This is a genomic window from Streptomyces sp. NPDC024687 (assembly GCF_055559055.1).
The window spans coordinates 33,525-49,615 of sequence record NZ_JBVHLJ010000006.1 but is presented as its reverse complement, the minus strand read 5'-3'; the positions used below and the strand labels follow the sequence as shown (position 1 = coordinate 49,615).

The window sequence follows — 16,091 nt, the reverse complement described above, 5'->3', positions numbered from 1 at the left end:
AGGGAGTTGTTTCCCATGGAGTTCAGCGGCCAGGATCGGCCGTGACCAGCAGACTCGTCACGGCGAGGACGACGAGGACCAGCCCCGTCTCGACCGCGACCGAGTAACCGAAGGGCCGCACGGTGGCGGCGTCGCCGCGCAGCAGCACGGCGAGATCGAGACGGGTGCGCACCCACTGGCGGCTCGCGTACGCGGCCACCAGGACGCCCCCGAGGACGGCCGTCTTGACGAGCAGCAGATGCCCGTACGAGGTGTGCAGCAGGGCGCCGTACGACCCCACCACCTGCCAGGCGAGCACCAGCCCGGCGCCGACGATGCCGGTCACGCTCACGGCCGCGAGCTTCGAGTAGCCCGGCACGACCCGCGCCAGCTCCCCGGCCCGGCGGCGCGGCAGTACGGCCAGCGCGAGCATGGCGAGCCCGCCGATCCACAGCACGGCCCCGAGCAGGTGCACGAAGTCGGCGACGGCGCCCCAAGTGGGCTCGCTGCCCTCGGAGTTGTGGCCCGTCATCCCGGTCGTGCGCAGCAGCCCGAAGGTCACGGCGAGGGCGCCCACCCGCCAGCCCGGCGAGCGGGAGGTGGCCGGGCCGCCCTGGAGCAGGGCGCTGAGCACCACGGCCCCGAGTACCCACATCAGCCCGCGCGCGGCGAGCACGATGCCGGGTTCGGTGGCCAGGACGTCCGCGTAGGTCGCCGGGCGCAGGGCGTCCCGCAGGCCGCCGAGGGAGGTGTAGGCGCCCTGGAGTCCGACGGCCGCCACGGTCGCCAGCAGCCCGACCGTCCAGGCGAGTCCCAGCAGCACCCGGGCTCGCGGTTCGTGGGTGCCGCCCGGCCACAGGAGCGCGACGAACGCCAGTCCGCCGACGAACAGGGCCAGCGCGAGATATCCGGCCCAGCGGGCGGCGACGAGACCCTTGCGGACCGAGGGGGACGGTCCGGGAGCGGCGGCAGGGGTCTCGTCGCCGCCGGCCCGGGTGGCGGCCCTGCCGGCGGTGAAGGCGATCCGGCCGGAGGAGGCGTGCCCGTCCTTCTCGTCCACGACGGACCAGACGACGGCGAACTTCCCGTCCGCCGGGCTGTTGAGGGCGACCCGCACGACACTCTTCTTCGCCGTGTGCGACACCGGCAGCCGGTCGCCGTCCACCGTCAGCACCCGTACGTCGGCCAGGTCGACGGCCTCGTCGAAGGTGAGGACGAGGCTGCCGGGCGCCTTCTTCAGGTCGGCCCCGTCCTTGGGGGAGGAGCTCACCAACCCGGTGTGGGCGAAGGCGGGCTGGACCGCGCCGAACAGGGCGCAGAGCAGGGCGGCGAGGAGCAACAGGGTCCGGCGCAGGGTCCTCACGGGGTCGCCTCCGGCTGCGGGGAGGCGGAGGCGGGGACGAGGATGCCGCCCAGGAGGCCCGAGGCGGGGGCGAGCCCGACGCAGGGGGAGGGGATCGGTGAGGGGGAGGGGATCGCCGCCGGGCCGTCCAGGAGGCCGAGCGCGGAGTCGGTGACCCCGACGAGCAGCGGCTGTACGAGGGTGACCTCGCCGTCCGCGCAGGTGCCCGAGGGGGAGGGGGCGGGGGTGGTGGGCGCGGGCGTGGTGGACCCGGTGCCCGGGACCGGCGTGGTCCCGTGGCCGGCGTGCCCGCCGCCCTGGCCGCCACCGGAGCCGACGGGGACGGTACCGGTCACCACACTCCCGCCGCTGGTGCCGTACCCGCCGCCGTATCCGAGGCCCCCGCCGATTCCACCGACTCCGCCGTACGACGGCAACTCCCCGGATCCCACCGGGGCTTGACCGGCCCCCGGGGAGGTCGTCGCCGGTGCCATGGCGGCCGGCGGGGCGACCGCCGGTGCGGCCTCGGCCGCGCCGGAGGCGGGGGCGCCGATGCCCGACGCGTACCCCAGCACGATCACCACGGTGCCGACGAGCGCCCCGGCGACCAGTTCGTCGCGGTGGTCGCGGGCGGAGACTGCGGTCGCCCTGCGGAACAAGGGCATGACTCACTCCTGACATGCTCAGGTCATTCCGGCCGAAGAACGCGGCCGATGACGAACAGTGGAGTGGAGCGTGGATTCCGCATCACTACGCACCGGTTAACCGATGGTTGCCTACCTCTCCATTGCGGGGGTGTGGTCTGTGAGAACGGTCGATTCCGCACTGTGCTCGATTGCAAATCGAACTCGTGTTGAGGATTCCGGGGAGGGCTGGCATATGCCTGGTTTGGAGATGCTTCCGGCCACCACGACAGGACAGGGCCCCGGCGCTGGAGTGCGCCGGGGCCCTGTGCGGCCTGCTTTCGGGATCAGGCGGTCGGCCGCCCCATCGCCCGGTACGTCCACCCGGCCTTCCGCCACAGCACCGGGTCCAGGGCGTTGCGGCCGTCCAGGACGACCTTTGCCGACGCGACCTCGCCGAGGGCCGCCGGGTCCAGTTCGCGGAACTCCCGCCACTCCGTGAGGTGGAGGACGACGTCGGCGCCCCGGACCGCGTCCACGGCGGTGTCGGCGTAGCCGAGGGTCGGGAACAGGCGGCGGGCGTTGTCCATGCCCTTCGGGTCGTAGACCGTGACCTGGCCGCCCTGGAGGTGGATCTGCCCGGCGACGTTCAGCGCGGGGGAGTCGCGGACGTCGTCCGAGTCGGGCTTGAAGGTGGCGCCGAGCACCGCGACCCGCTTGCCGAGGAACGGTCCGCCGCCCAGGATCTGCCGGGCCAGCTCCACCATCTGGCCGCGCTGACGCATGTTGATCGAGTCGATCTCGCGCAGGAAGGTCAGCGCCTGGTCGGCGCCGAGCTCACCCGCCCGGGCCATGAAGGCGCGGATGTCCTTCGGCAGACAGCCGCCGCCGAAGCCGATCCCGGCCCGCAGGAACTTCTTCCCGATCCGGTCGTCGTAGCCGATGGCCTCCGCCAGCTTCGCCACATCGCCGTCCGCGGCCTCGCACACCTCCGCCATCGCGTTGATGAAGGAGATCTTCGTGGCCAGGAAGGAGTTCGCGGAGGTCTTCACCAGCTCGGCCGTCGGGAAGTCCGTCACCACGAACGGCGTGCCCTCGCCGAGCGGCGTCGCGTACACCTCGCGCAGCAGCTTCTCCGCGCGCTCGCTGCGCACGCCGACGACGATCCGGTCCGGGTGCAGCGTGTCGTCCACCGCGAAGCCCTCGCGCAGGAACTCCGGGTTCCAGGCCAGCTCGGCGTCCGCGCCGGCGGGGGAGTGGTCGGCCAGGTAGCGGGCCAGCCGGTCGGCGGAACCCACCGGCACCGTCGACTTACCGACGACGAGGGCCGGACGGGTCAGGTGCGGGGCCAGGGAGGCGATCGCCGAGTCGACGTACGACATGTCGCAGGCGTACTCGCCGTGCCGCTGCGGGGTGTTCACGCAGACGAAGTGCACGTCACCGAAGGCGCCGGCCTCGGCGAAGTCCATGGTGAAGCGGAGCCGGCCGGTGGAGCCCTCGATCCCGGCGACATGCTTGCGCAGCAGGTCCTCCAGGCCGGGCTCGTACATCGGGACCTCGCCCCGCTGGAGCATCTCGATCTTCTCGGGCACCACGTCGAGCCCCAGGACCTCGAAACCGAGCTCGGCCAAGGCCGCGGCGTGGGTGGCGCCGAGGTAGCCGGTGCCGATCACGGTGATCTTGAGGGCCATGGAGACTCCAGAAAGGGGGACGGTCCGATGCGCGCCCGAGCATAGTCGGAGCGCCTGACGGGCAGCTTTCCCGCTGTCGCCAAGCTCACGTCGTCACTCCCGTGGGCGGACCCCTAAAATTTGAGTTACTTAACGGTAATTAGCGCAGGCATTGCAGCGTCCTTGGAGCGTGAGAGACCTTGGCCGGATCGGCTGACTTCGACCTGTACCGCCCGTCCGAGGAGCACGACATGCTCCGGGACGCCATCCGCTCGCTGGCGGAGGCGAAGATCGCGCCCTACGCCGCCGCGGTCGACGAGGAGGCCCGCTTCCCGCGCGAGGCGCTGGACGCGCTGGTGGCCAACGACCTGCACGCCGTGCACGTCCCCGAGGAGTACGGCGGCGCGGGCGCCGACGCGCTGGCCACGGTGATCGTCATCGAGGAGGTCGCACGCGCCTGCGTGAGCTCCTCCCTCATCCCCGCCGTGAACAAGCTGGGCTCGCTCCCCGTGATCCTCTCCGGTTCCGAGGACCTGAAGAAGAAGTACCTGTCGCCGCTCGCCAAGGGCGACGCGATGTTCTCCTACGCCCTCTCCGAGCCGGACGCCGGCTCCGACGCGGCCGGCATGAAGACCAAGGCGGTCCGCGACGGCGACCACTGGATCCTCAACGGCGTCAAGCGCTGGATCACCAACGCGGGCGAGTCCGAGTACTACACGGTGATGGCCGTGACGGACCCGACCAAGCGCTCGAAGGGCATCTCGGCGTTCGTGGTCGAGAAGTCCGACGAGGGCGTCTCCTTCGGCGCCCCGGAGAAGAAGCTCGGCATCAAGGGCTCCCCGACCCGCGAGGTCTACTTCGACAACGTCCGCATCCCCGCCGACCGCATGATCGGCGAGGAGGGCACCGGCTTCGCGACCGCGATGAAGACCTTGGACCACACCCGCATCACCATCGCCGCCCAGGCCCTCGGTGTCGCCCAGGGCGCCTTCGACTACGCCAAGGGCTACGTCCAGGAGCGCAAGCAGTTCGGCAAGGCCATCGCCGACTTCCAGGGCATCCAGTTCATGCTCGCCGACATGGCCATGAAGATCGAGGCGGCCCGCGCCCTGACCTACCAGGCCGCGGCCGCCTCGGAGCGCCTCGACAAGAACCTCACCTTCCAGGGCGCGGCGGCCAAGTGCTTCGCCTCGGACGTGGCCATGGAGGTCACCACGGACGCGGTCCAGCTCCTCGGCGGGTACGGGTACACCCGGGACTACCCGGTGGAGCGGATGATGCGCGACGCGAAGATCACGCAGATCTACGAGGGCACGAACCAGGTCCAGCGGATCGTGATGGCGCGCAACCTGCCGTAGCGAGCTGCGGAAGAAGCCCCGGTCCGATGGGCCGGGGCTTTCTTTGCGGCCGGAGAGGACGCGTCCCGTATCAATCTGGTCGCCGCCTGACGTGAGGCGAGGTGCTCACCGAGGTCGAACGCGCCGCATCGGCGCTCACAGCGGAAGGCACCCGACCCGCCGCCACCCACCCCGGCGTCTCCAGGACCGCGGGCCGGTGCGGAGGGTGCACGCGCGGTGACGATATGCTTGCGCGCTGGCCCGGAATCCAGGCGAGCGGTCGTCGAGGGGTGCCGGAGGTCGGGGAGGAACCGGCTGGGTCGAGTGCGGTACCAGGGGAGGCGATGGGATGCGGCAGGCAGGGGTTCTCGATGTCGGGTGCCACAGTGCTCTGCTGACGGTGGTGCAGCGGCGTCCGGGTGCGGTGCTGGAGCCGGTGTTCTCCCGCAAGGTGCGGCTGAGCCTGCATGAGACCCTCGACCGCAAGGGCCGTCTGGACAATGCCGGCATGAAGAGTGTCGAGCGGGCGGTTGCCGAGGCCGTCGCCGCCGACCCGCGTCCGCGCGGACTGGAGGTGTTCGCGTTCGCGACCTCCGTCATCCGGGACGCGCCCAACCGCGACGAGGTCATCGCGCGGGTGGCCCGCGCCACCGGCACACGCCTGCGCGTGCTGCCCGGCGAAGAGGAGGCGCGGCTGGCCTATGTGGCCGCCCGCCAATGGGCAGGCCCGACGGCCGGGCAGTTGTTGGTCCTGGACATCGGCGGCGGCACCGTGGAGATCGCCTCCGGCACCAGGGACCAGCCCCGCGTCGTCCACTCGCTGCCGCTGGGCGCCCGCAGGATCACCCGGGACTGGCTTCCAGGCGGCACAGTGCCGTCCCGACGATCCCTGGCAGAGATCCGTCAGCACCTCCGCCGGTCCCTGGAAGCCGTCCCCGGCCTGCCGCAAGCGGAGCCGGGAGTGCGGGTGCTGGCCTGCTCCAAGACCTTCGAGCAGCTTGCCCGGCTCGCCGCAGCCCAGAGCAGGACACCCCGCACGCGACGGCGGCTGACCCTGCCCCGACTGCACACGGCAGTCTCCTTGCTGGCCGACGCAGCACCGTCCCGCCGGGCCAAGCTGCCGGGTATTTCCCGGCACCGTGCCGAGCAGTCCCTGGCCGGAGCCCTGATCGCCCAGGCGCTCATGGAAGCCTGCGGAGCCACGAGCGTCGAGATCTGCCCCTGGTCCACCAGGGAAGGGCTTCTGCTCGAACACCTCGGCGTGGCGCCCACCCCGGTCGGCCGCCCCCGCCGCGCCGGCTGAGCCCGCCGGACCCGGTCTCCCGAAGACTTGCGGGCGTACGCCGACCGCTGGGGTGGCTGGTCGTTCGCGGACGGGACGTTCGACCGCCGTGCCGGAAAGCTGCTCTGGTTCGAGACGGGGGGATGAGCCCCCGCCCTCGCTGTCCTCAGTCCTCGAAGCCCTCCGCCGCCCGCTTCTCCCGCAACTCCATGATCGCCCGGCGCCTCGCCAATCGATGTGTCCGGCGGATCTGGGCCTCCTGGTAGCGGCGCTGGTCGCGTTCCGTCTCCGGGAGCACTGGAGGGACCCGGCGCGGCCTGCCGTCGGCGTCGACCGCCGCGAAGACGAGGTAGGCGGAGCCGACCTGGGTGGCGGGCGTGGACTCGTTCCAGCGCTCGGCCAGGACCCGCACACCGACCTCCATCGAGGTCCGGCCGGTCCAGTTGACCTGGGCCTTCACATGGACGAGGTCACCCACCCTGACCGGCTCCAGGAACGCCATCTCGTCCATGGACGCGGTGACCGCGGGCCCGCCACTGTGCCGGCCGGCCACCGCGCCCGCCGCGTCGTCCACCAGCTTCATGATCACGCCACCGTGCACGGTACCGAGAAGGTTGGTGTCGGCCTGGGTCATGATGTGGCTCAGCGTGGTGCGGGACGCCGAGGTGGGCTTGCCGGGGATCTCCGGGATCTCCGGTGTGCCTGGTGCGGCGGCGGTGGCCTGGTCTGTCATGTCCCCCACCCTATGCCTGATGACAATTCGGGAATTTGTGTCAGCTTGGCAACAGCGCTGACCTGATTTTCCGACGACCCTTGTATAGGCCCCAGCGGGTACCTGCACACTGGGCCCCATGAACGATTGGCCCGAGGGATGGTCCGGCGACGACCGCGACCGGTACGGACGCGGCAGCGCGAGCGCACAGCCCGAGAGCGCCCGTGTGATGCGGCAGGTCCGCCGCGATCAGGGGGCGCCCGGGCAGGGCGCGTACGGCCGCCGGAGCCCGTCCGCGCCGCCGTACGGAAACGGCGTGCCCCAGCAGCCGTCGTACGTCAACGGCCAGGGTCACGGCGGCGGTGACTACGACGCGTACGACAGCGGCTACAACACGGGCCAGGTCTACGGCGGCTCCGGGGGCGGTGGCTACGGCGACCCCGGCGATCCGGGCGGCGGCCGTGGTCCGCGGCCCGCGCCGAACTGGCGCAAGCGGATCAAGTGGACCGCGATCGTCGTGATCACCGGACTGGTCGTGACGACCGTCTCCACCTACTTCTGGGCCGACTCCAAGCTCAACCGCGAGGTCGACCTGTCCAAGGTCATCGACCGGCCGGACCAGGGCGACGGCACCAACTACCTCATCGTCGGCTCCGACAGCCGCGCCGGGCTCTCCTCCGAGCAGAAGAAGCAGCTGCACACCGGCTCCGCCGCGGGCAAGCGCACCGACTCGATGATGATCCTGCACACCGGCAGCAACGGCGACACCCTGATCTCGCTGCCGCGTGACTCGGACGTGGAGATCCCGAGCTTCGTCGGCTCCGAGTCCGGCAAGACGTACAAGGGCACGGGCAGGCACGTGAAGCTGAACGCCGCCTACGCCGAGGACGGCCCCGAGCTGCTGGTGCGCACGGTCGAGTACAACACCGGCCTGAAGATCGACCACTACGTCGAGATCGGCTTCGCCGGCTTCGCGAACATCGTCGACGCGGTCGGCGGGGTCGAGATCGACATCCCGAAGGGCGGCATGAAGGACACCAAGTCCGGTGCCGACTTCACCGCGGGCAAGCAGACCCTGAACGGCGACCAGGCCCTCGCCTTCGTCCGCACCCGGTACGCCCTCGCGGGCTCCGACCTCGACCGCACGAAGAACCAGCAGAAGTTCCTCAACGCGCTCGCCAACCAGGTCGCCACCCCGAGCACCATCCTGAACCCGTTCAAGCTCTACCCGACGATGGGTGCGGGCCTGGACTCGCTGATCGTCGACAAGGACATGGGCCTGTACGACCTGGGCAAGATGTTCTGGGCGATGAAGGGCGTCAACGGCGGTGACGGCACGTCCATGAACATGCCGATCTCCGGCTCCACGGGCGGCAACCTGGTCTGGGACAAGGCCAAGGTGAAGACGCTGGTCGACGAGCTGAAGAACGACGAGAAGGTCACGGTCTCGGGCAACTGAGGTTCACCGTCTCGGGCAACTGAGGGCCAGGCCCTCAAGCCCGCCGTCCCGAGCCGAGCAGCGCGATGTGCGGAAGGGCCAACTGCCCTTCCGCCACCGTGTGTTCGGCACACAACCGGTCGTACTCCCGCCGGATCCGTACGACGGTCCCCGGGTCCTGCGAGGTGACGACCAGTCCGATCGTGGCGACACCGCCCGCGGCACCGCTCCACCACTCCTCGACACCGGCCCGGTGGTCCCAGGCGAGTTCGGCCGCCTCCGCCTCGATGAATCCGGCCTCGCCGAGCAGTTCGGCGAGGCCGTCCGCCGTACGGGTCCAGTCCTGCGCCGGGTCCAGCCGCGGAAGATACGGCGGCGGTACGGCCCCGCCCGCCTCGCAGGCCCGGCCCAGCAGGTCCTGTCCCGCGCCGCGCCGCGCGCTCCACGTCGTGAGGGCGATCCGGCCGCCGGGGCGCAGGAGGCGGTGGAGCTCGGCGAGGGCGGCGCGGGGGCGGCCCACGTGGTTGAGGACGAAGTTGCCGACGACGGCGTCGAACTCACCGTCACGGTAAGGGAGTTCAGGAAGTACACCGGTGCGTGCGTCGAGCCCGCGGGCCCGCGCCGCCGCCACCATCCCGGCATCGGCGTCCACGGCACTCACCAGGGCGCCGCGCGCCCGCGCCGCCACGGCCGCCGTACCGGTGCCGGTGCCGACGTCGAGGACGCGCGTGCCCGCCTCGACCCCGGCGGCGTCCAGAAGGGCCTCCACGGGATGGGCGCACAGGCGCGCGAAGCTGCCGGCGTAGGCCTCGGTGCGGTCCTTCCACATCTCGCGCTCGGCGGCGTCGAATGCGTCGGTCGCGTTCGCGTGTGTCATGGGCCCCAGCCTGTCGTACCCAGGGCCGGGGGCATCCCGGCGGATGCCCCCGGCCCCTGGACCGCTGTCAGCCGGCAGGCGTCACATCGCCATCCCCGACATCGCGCGACAGGTCTCCATACAGCGACGACACGCCTGTGCGCAGCGCATCATCTGGGGATCGTCCGGCATGGACATACACGCCTCGGCGCACATCTCGCACGCCTTGGCGCACAGCGCGCACATCTCGGCGGACATGGGCGAGCGGCGCATCATCATGTCCGCGCACATGCGGGTCATCTCGGCACAGTCGATGAGCGCGCGCATGATCTGCATCTGCGCCTGGCCGCCCATCTGCATGCAGGAGCTCATGGTCTCCTCGCAGACGCTGTGGCACTCCATGCACGCCGCCACGCAGTCCTGCATCTCCTTGCTCATCGCGGACATGCTCTCGGCCTGGGTCATGGCTCCTCCTCGGGGACGCGGGAGCCCGGGGCGGGCCCCTGTGCCCTTCCGTCCTACGCCCGTCGGGCCCCGACCGCCACGCGACGGACGCAATCGGGCACGGGTCCGGGCCCCGGGGTGCGGCTGCCGCATCGACCCCGACCGGGGTCGTGGCTCCTACACGCACCCCACCTCGTCCCCCGTGACCACCCCGAACTCCCCTTGCAGCTCGTCCTCGGCCCGCACCTTCCGTACCCGGTCGAAGTCCGTGCCCGTGAGCACCTTCAGCACCGCCCCCTGGCCCTTCACCGCCCGCAGTTCGCTTCCGGGCAGGGCCGCCGCCAGGGAGCGGGCCGAGCGGTCCCAGCGGGGGTCGTAGGCGATGACCGTGCGCCTCAGGGTGCGGTCGGCCGAGTCGACCGGGTTGCCCGTCGTACGGAATCCCGTCGACGCCAGTGCCGCGTCGACCCGCTTGCCGAGTCCGTCCGTCGCCGTGCCGTTCTCGACCTGGACGCGGATCTGCTGCGGGGAGACCGGGACCAGCATGGCCTTGCTCTTCGGCTGGTGCGCGGCCAGCGGCTGGTCCTCGCGCAGGGCCTTGAAGAGCCGCTCCGACTTCACGGGGTCCCACTTCAGGGTCGAACCCACGCCCTTGACGGCGTATCCCATCTGTCCGATCGGCACGGTCGTGAACTCCGAGGAGGAGGGGGAGAAGTTCCGCATCGCCCGGCCCAGGTCGAGCAGTTCGTCCGTGCCGAAGCCCTTGTCGGCCCGTACGGAGCCGAGGACGGCCCGGGCCACATCGCGGAACTTCATCGGGTTCAGGAGGACGCCCGACGAGGTGGCCCGCCCGATCAGCGCCGCCAGGAAGCGCTGCTGCCGCTTCATCCGGCCGAGGTCGGAGGAGCCGTCGGCGTGCCGGGAGCGGACGTACTGGAGTGCCTGTCCGCCCATCAGCCGGTGCCGGCCCGCCGCGAGGTCGAGGCCGGTGTACGCGTCCTTCAGCGGGTCGGCGTTGCAGATCTCGACGCCGCCGAGCACGTCCACCGTCCTCATGAAGCTGGTGAAGTCGACCTCCAGATAGTGGTCGATCTTCACATGGGTCATGGACTCCACGGTCCGGACCGTCAGCTGCGGACCGCCCTCCGCGTACGCCGCGTTGATCTTGATGGGGTGTCCGTGATGGCGTTCCCCCGTGGTCGCGTCGACGTGCGCCGGGGTCGCCGCGTACGAGTCGCGCGGCAGGCTCACCACGCTCGCCCGCTCCCGGTCCTCCGAGATGTGCACGATCATGATCGTGTCGGTGCAGTGGCAGGGTGCTCCGCCCAGCCGGTACTTCTGACGTTCCGCCTCGGTGATCCTGTCGCGGCCGTCGGTGCCGACGAGCAGCACGTTCATGCCGTGTCCGGCGCGCGGCCGGTTCTTCATGTCCTTGAAGGGGTCCACGCGCGTGATGTCCGCGTCGAGGCTGGTCATCACCGCGTGCCCGATCCCGGCGGAGGCGAGCACGACGACGGACAGGGTGGTCGCCGCCCGCATGGCCCAGCGGGGCCGCTTGCGTGGTGCGGGGGGCCGCGGGGGCCTGCGCTGCGGGGGGCGAGGGCGGGTGGCGGAGGGCCGGGGGGGTGTGGTGGGCATGCGGGGACACCTCCGCGAGGAACAGCCGAACGAGGGATCTTGAGCACCGTAGGCCCATACGATCTGCGACGACCGGCACCGCCCCGGGCGGGGCGCGATGGTGTCCCCCGTTCGCGGTAACGTGAGCACCCTATGAACGCCAAGCCCGACGTGCGGCCCCCCGCTGTGTCTGTGATCATGCCCGTCCTCAACGAGGAGCGGCATCTGCGCGGAGCCGTCGAAGCGATCCTCGCGCAGGAGTACGCCGGCGAGATGGAGGTCGTGATCGCCCTCGGTCCCTCCACGGACCGCACGGACGAGATCGCGGCCCAGCTCGTGGCCGAGACTGCATCTTTCAAAAGCAAGCGCGTCCACACCGTCCCGAACCCCACCGGCCGCACCCCCGCCGCCCTCAACGCCGCGATCAAGGCCTCCCGCCATCCGATCGTCGTCCGCGTCGACGGGCACGGCATGCTCTCGCCGAACTACATCACGACCGCCGTACGGCTCCTGGAGGAGACCGGCGCGCAGAACGTCGGCGGCATCATGCACGCCGAGGGCGAGAACGACTGGGAGCACGCGGTCGCCGCCGCGATGACCTCGAAGATCGGTGTGGGCAACGCGGCCTTCCACACGGGTGGTGCGGCGCAGGCCGCCGAGACCGTGTACCTAGGGGTGTTCCGCCGTGAGGCCCTCGAGCAACAGGGCGGCTACAACGAGGAGTTCATCCGCGCCCAGGACTGGGAGCTGAACTTCCGGATCCGTGAGGCGGGCGGGCTCATCTGGTTCTCGCCGGAGCTGAGGGTGTCGTACCGCCCGCGGCCGAGCGTGAAGGCCCTCGCCAAGCAGTACAAGGACTACGGCCGCTGGCGGCACGTCGTCGCCCGCTACCACGAGGGCTCCATCAACCTGCGCTACCTCGCCCCGCCCGCCGCGGTGTGCGCGATCGCGGCCGGGATCGTGGTCGGCGCCGCGCTGACCCCGCTCGGCTTCGTGATCCCCGGCGGCTATCTCGCGGCGATCGTCCTCGGCTCGCTGCCCGCGGGCAAGGGGCTGCCGCTGAAGGCACGGCTCCAGATCCCCGTCGCCCTCGCCACCATGCACATGTCGTGGGGCTACGGCTTTCTGACCAGCCCGCGCTCCCTGGCCAGGCGGGTCATCGCCTCGCGGCGACCGGCCGTGCTCGACAAGGTGTGACCTCAGGACGGCGCCCCTCACGACCGAGGGGCGCCCCCGTCACCAGGTGAAGCCCGGGTTGACGTGCATGCAGGCCGTGTCGTCCGCGCCGTTGAGGGCCTCCGCGGTCTTCGGGGTCGTGTCGTCCTCCTTGGGCGCCTTGTACGTCGTACCCTCGCGCCAGTCGGCGCCCACGACGAGCGTGACCCCGGAGACATCGGTCGACTTTTTTACCGAACTCACCGGGATCCCCAGGGACTTGGCGACCGCCTCGGCGTCGCCCCGCAGTTCCGCGCTCGGGTAGCGCACGAGCGTCGTCGCCTCGCTCAGTGACGCGGAACGGTCGGAGACGGCCTTCTCGAAGCCCTTGTCCACCAGCAGCCCGGCCACCGTGCTCGCGCGTCCGCGCGCCGCGGCCAGGCTGTCGGTGCGGGTGCCGTTCTGGACCAGGACCCCGATCTCGTCCTTCGCGGCGGCCGGGTCGTCGGAGGCCGCCTCGGTCTTGCCGGCGGTCGCCTTCTTCGCGTCCTTGCCGTCCAGCGCGATATCCTCGCGCACCAGCCGGAAGAGCTGCTCGGCGTCCTCGGTGGGCTCCACGCGCGCGCCGACGTAGCGGTTGGGCATGGTCGTCATGGTGATGCGCGCCGGCTCCACCTTGCGCAGCTCGTTGCTGAGGTCGTAGAGCTTCTTCACGGTGCCGAGCCCCGAGTCGACGGTGACAGCCTTCGTGGCCTGCTCGGCGAGCTTGCGCAGCTTGTTCGGGCTGCTGAGGGTGGCGTTGTCGCGCAGCTCGCGCACCATCGAGTTCATGTACATGTGCTGGGCCTTGGCGCGGGCGAGGTCGCTGCCGTCCTCGAAGCCGTAACGGGTGCGCAGCCACTGCAGGGCCTGTTCGCCCTTGACCGGGTGCGTGCCCTTCTCCAGCTTCAGACCGGAGCCGTGGCCCTGGCTGTCCCGCGAGAGGATGTTGGCGTCCACGCAGACCGGCACGCCGCCGATGGCGTCGGCCATGGACACCACGCCGGAGAAGTCGACCATCATGAAGTGGTCGATGTGGATGCCGGTGAGTTCCTGCCAGGTGGCCACCGTGCAGCCCGGACCGCCGTGGCCGAGGCTCTGGTTGGCCATCACCCGCCCGTCGCTCGCCGCGTACACCTTGCCGTCGTCCGGGTCGGTGCACTTGGGGACCTTGACGAGGGTGTCGCGGGGCATGCTGACGACCGAGAGGTTGCTGCGGTCGGCGGACAGGTGCAGCAGCATCTGCACGTCGGCGAGCGGCGTGGAGCCGAAGGTCTCCTTGGCGCCGCCGAGTTCCTGGTTCTCCTTGCTGTCCCGGGCGTCGGAGCCGATCAGCAGGATGTTCAGCGGGGTCTGGCCCGCCGCGTTCGGCGTCGGCTCGGCGACCTTGTTGTCGCCCAGGTTCAGGTCGTCCTGCTCGATGTTGGAGTTCAGGTGCCGGTAGTAGAGGTAGCCGGTTCCGGCCACCGCGAGTATCAGCACCGCGAGCGTCGCCGCGGACCATCTGAGCATCTGGTGCTTGCGCGGCGCCCTGCGGCTGCCGTACCCGCTGTCCCCCTCGGTCGCCGGCGCGGCTTCCTGCACGCTGTATTGCGTTGTCAACGTTCCCGTCCTCCCACCCACCCCACCGGACCCGCGGTCATGCCACGGGCCCGCCGCACGTCTTAGACATACGACGGGGCCGTGAGGTTGCCCCATGAACCTGTGCGAGACCTGGGACCCGCCTCCGGGGGCCTCAGCTCGCGCACTGCACCTTGTCGGCGGTGGACTTCTCCACGCCCGGCGTGGCGGCCGTGGCGGAGCTGAGCTTCACGCCCGCGCCCTTGAAGTCCTTGCCCAGGGTGAGGGTCATGGCGGGCAGGCCCTGGGAGTTGGTGACGCTCTTGCCGGGCTTCAGCGCGGAACCGGACAGGCCCATGATGTCCGCGAGGCGGCGGGCCTGGTCGGCCTGGTCGGGGGCGTACTCCAGGGTCGTCTTCGCGAGCGCCGCGTCGGCGTTGCCCGCGTTCTCGGACTTGGTCACGCCCGCCTCGGTCTGGAGGTAGGACAGCTGCTGCTGCGCGCTGCCCGCGACCGCACCGCCGTTGAGAATGCGCACCCGTACGTCGGAGGCGGCGGACTTGGCGCCCTTGAGCCGGGCCGCGACCTCCGCCTTCTCCTTCTTCTGCTGCGCCTTGACCTCAGTGAAGGAGACGTCGTTGTTGATCGCGTCGAAGACCTGGGGAGCCCTCGACTCGTCGATGACCACCGTCACCGGCTTCGGCTCGGCGGGGTTGTCCTTGACCGGGATCGTCATGAAGCTGATGTTCTTCGTCGGCACCTTCTTCAGCTCCAGGGCGATGTCCTTGAGCGTGCCGACCTTGCCGATCGCCTTGTCCACGGTCAGCGCGCTGGTCGCGGCCTCCGCCAGCTTCAGCAGCTTGGCGGGGCTGGTGAGGGTGTCACCGGAGGTCATCTTGCGCATCAGCGAGCCCAGGAACTGCTGCTGCACCTTGATCCGGTCCAGGTCGCCCTCGTTGCCGAAGGCGTGCCGGGTACGCACGAAGGCGAGGGCCTGCTCGCCCTCCACCTTCGACGTTCCCGCGGGCAGGACGAGCTTCGACTTCTTGTCGTTGACGGCCTTCTCCACGCAGACCTCGACGCCGTCGACCGCGGTGGTCAGGGTCTTCACGGCGTTGAAGTCGGCCATCACGAAGTGCTGGGGCTTGATGCCGGTGGCCGCCTCGACCGTGCGCATCGTGCAGCCCGGGTCGCGGCCGCTCTCACCGAGGCTCCGGTTGAAGCGGACGTCCTCCTGCCCCGCGACGACCGTCTGGGAGCCGTCCTCCTGCGTGGTCGGGCAGTCGGGTATGTCGATGATCAGGTCGCGCGGGATGCTGAGCGCGGTCGCGTTCGTCCGGTCCTTGGCCACGTGCAGCAGGATGTTGGTGTCGGCGTGGCCCACGCTGCCCGCGTCGCCGTAGCCCTCGTTGCCCTCACCGGTGCGCTTGTCGGTGCCGATGATGAGGATGTCGAAGGCCTCGTCCTTGCTGAAGTTGCTCGCGGCCGCGTCGCCGACATCGGCCGTGCCGACGTTGCCCTCAAGGTGCTTGAGGTAGACGTAGCCCGTCGTGGCGCCGGCGACCAGGACGAAGGCCATGGTGCCGCCGGTCCACAGCAGCGCCTTCTTCGCCTTCGACTTCTGCTTGACCGGCCGGTGTCCGCGCCGCCCCGGCAGCGGTTCCTCGGGCGGCGCGCCCCGGCGCCTGCGCGGCGGCGGTACGTCCCGGCCGGGGGCCACGGGCGTGGTCGTACGACCACGCGGTGCTCCCGGCCGGCTCGAAGAGGGCGCGGATCCACGCTGACCGGGGACGGCCGACTGCGGTGCGGAAGGGCCCAGTCGCAGTTCGTATTCACCGGTGTTCGGATTGATCACCCACTGGTCGGCGGGGTCGACGTCGTCCGCCCGCCCACGGCCTTGTGCGTCCACGGTTGTCCGAATCCTCCGTCAGGGCCACGCGGCGATCGCTGGATCGCTCACCCTATCCGCCCGGCCGGGCCTTGAGCGACGTGAGTTGTTCCCGTGCCGATTCTGCAAACAGGTACGTACGCCAGGAC

At 70.8% G+C, this 16,091-nt stretch carries 13 protein-coding genes; 4 read left to right on the top strand and 9 right to left on the bottom strand.

What is annotated here, in order from left to right; genetic code table 11:
• Window positions 1-22: 22 nt before the first annotated feature.
• The 3 genes from ACZ39I_RS23720 to ACZ39I_RS23710 all read right to left on the bottom strand — a co-directional run bounded on the left by ACZ39I_RS23720 (window position 23) and on the right by ACZ39I_RS23710 (window position 3,635).
• Complete coding sequence (locus ACZ39I_RS23720; RefSeq protein WP_467246299.1) at window positions 23-1,342, bottom strand: copper resistance CopC/CopD family protein; 1,320 nt, start codon at window positions 1,340-1,342, stop codon at window positions 23-25.
• Window positions 1,339-1,986: a hypothetical protein gene (locus tag ACZ39I_RS23715; RefSeq protein ID WP_467246298.1), complete on the bottom strand. Its 648-nt coding sequence runs from the start codon at window positions 1,984-1,986 to the stop codon at window positions 1,339-1,341. The genes ACZ39I_RS23720 and ACZ39I_RS23715 overlap by 4 nt, the downstream gene beginning before the upstream one ends.
• Window positions 1,987-2,291: 305 nt before the next feature.
• On the bottom strand, window positions 2,292-3,635 hold the full coding sequence (locus ACZ39I_RS23710; RefSeq protein WP_467246297.1) for a UDP-glucose dehydrogenase family protein: 1,344 nt from the start codon (window positions 3,633-3,635) through the stop codon (window positions 2,292-2,294).
• A 179-nt stretch (window positions 3,636-3,814) separates the two neighbouring features.
• Here ACZ39I_RS23710 and ACZ39I_RS23705 point away from each other — a divergent pair, with 179 nt between their 5' ends.
• Together ACZ39I_RS23705 and ACZ39I_RS23700 are read left to right on the top strand one after the other, a co-directional pair.
• Complete coding sequence (locus tag ACZ39I_RS23705) at window positions 3,815-4,972, top strand: acyl-CoA dehydrogenase (protein ID WP_403654118.1); 1,158 nt, start codon at window positions 3,815-3,817, stop codon at window positions 4,970-4,972.
• A 328-nt stretch (window positions 4,973-5,300) separates the two neighbouring features.
• Complete coding sequence (locus ACZ39I_RS23700) at window positions 5,301-6,254, top strand: Ppx/GppA phosphatase family protein (RefSeq protein ID WP_467246296.1); 954 nt, start codon at window positions 5,301-5,303, stop codon at window positions 6,252-6,254.
• Window positions 6,255-6,399: 145 nt separating this feature from the next.
• Here ACZ39I_RS23700 and ACZ39I_RS23695 read toward each other — a convergent pair whose 3' ends face one another.
• Window positions 6,400-6,966: an acyl-CoA thioesterase gene (locus ACZ39I_RS23695; RefSeq protein ID WP_467246295.1), complete on the bottom strand. Its 567-nt coding sequence runs from the start codon at window positions 6,964-6,966 to the stop codon at window positions 6,400-6,402.
• Between the two features lie 118 nt (window positions 6,967-7,084).
• On the opposite strand from ACZ39I_RS23695, the gene ACZ39I_RS23690 reads away from it, so the two are divergent.
• On the top strand, window positions 7,085-8,404 hold the full coding sequence (locus tag ACZ39I_RS23690; RefSeq protein WP_467246294.1) for an LCP family protein: 1,320 nt from the start codon (window positions 7,085-7,087) through the stop codon (window positions 8,402-8,404).
• 34 nt (window positions 8,405-8,438) lie between these two features.
• Here the strand turns inward: ACZ39I_RS23690 and ACZ39I_RS23685 are convergent, their stop codons facing one another.
• From ACZ39I_RS23685 to ACZ39I_RS23675, 3 genes are all read right to left on the bottom strand, one after another.
• Window positions 8,439-9,260, bottom strand: a complete 822-nt coding sequence (locus tag ACZ39I_RS23685; RefSeq protein ID WP_467246293.1) for a class I SAM-dependent methyltransferase — start codon at window positions 9,258-9,260, stop codon at window positions 8,439-8,441.
• Between the two features lie 81 nt (window positions 9,261-9,341).
• Complete coding sequence (locus ACZ39I_RS23680) at window positions 9,342-9,704, bottom strand: four-helix bundle copper-binding protein (protein ID WP_390000462.1); 363 nt, start codon at window positions 9,702-9,704, stop codon at window positions 9,342-9,344.
• A 156-nt stretch (window positions 9,705-9,860) separates the two neighbouring features.
• Window positions 9,861-11,321 carry an LCP family protein gene (locus tag ACZ39I_RS23675; RefSeq protein ID WP_467246292.1) on the bottom strand — a complete coding sequence of 487 codons (1,461 nt, stop codon included), beginning with the start codon at window positions 11,319-11,321 and terminating at the stop codon, window positions 9,861-9,863.
• A gap of 132 nt (window positions 11,322-11,453) precedes the next feature.
• On the opposite strand from ACZ39I_RS23675, the gene ACZ39I_RS23670 reads away from it, so the two are divergent.
• Window positions 11,454-12,497, top strand: a complete 1,044-nt coding sequence (locus tag ACZ39I_RS23670) for a glycosyltransferase family 2 protein (protein WP_467246291.1) — start codon at window positions 11,454-11,456, stop codon at window positions 12,495-12,497.
• 39 nt (window positions 12,498-12,536) lie between these two features.
• Here the strand turns inward: ACZ39I_RS23670 and ACZ39I_RS23665 are convergent, their stop codons facing one another.
• Together ACZ39I_RS23665 and ACZ39I_RS23660 are read right to left on the bottom strand one after the other, a co-directional pair.
• Window positions 12,537-14,078, bottom strand: coding sequence for an LCP family protein (locus ACZ39I_RS23665; protein ID WP_467246934.1), 1,542 nt, complete (start codon window positions 14,076-14,078; stop codon window positions 12,537-12,539).
• 151 nt (window positions 14,079-14,229) lie between these two features.
• The gene (locus ACZ39I_RS23660) at window positions 14,230-15,963 is read right to left on the bottom strand and encodes an LCP family protein (protein ID WP_467246290.1); all 1,734 of its coding nucleotides are present in this window, start codon (window positions 15,961-15,963) and stop codon (window positions 14,230-14,232) included.
• Between the last annotated feature and the right edge of the window lie 128 nt (window positions 15,964-16,091).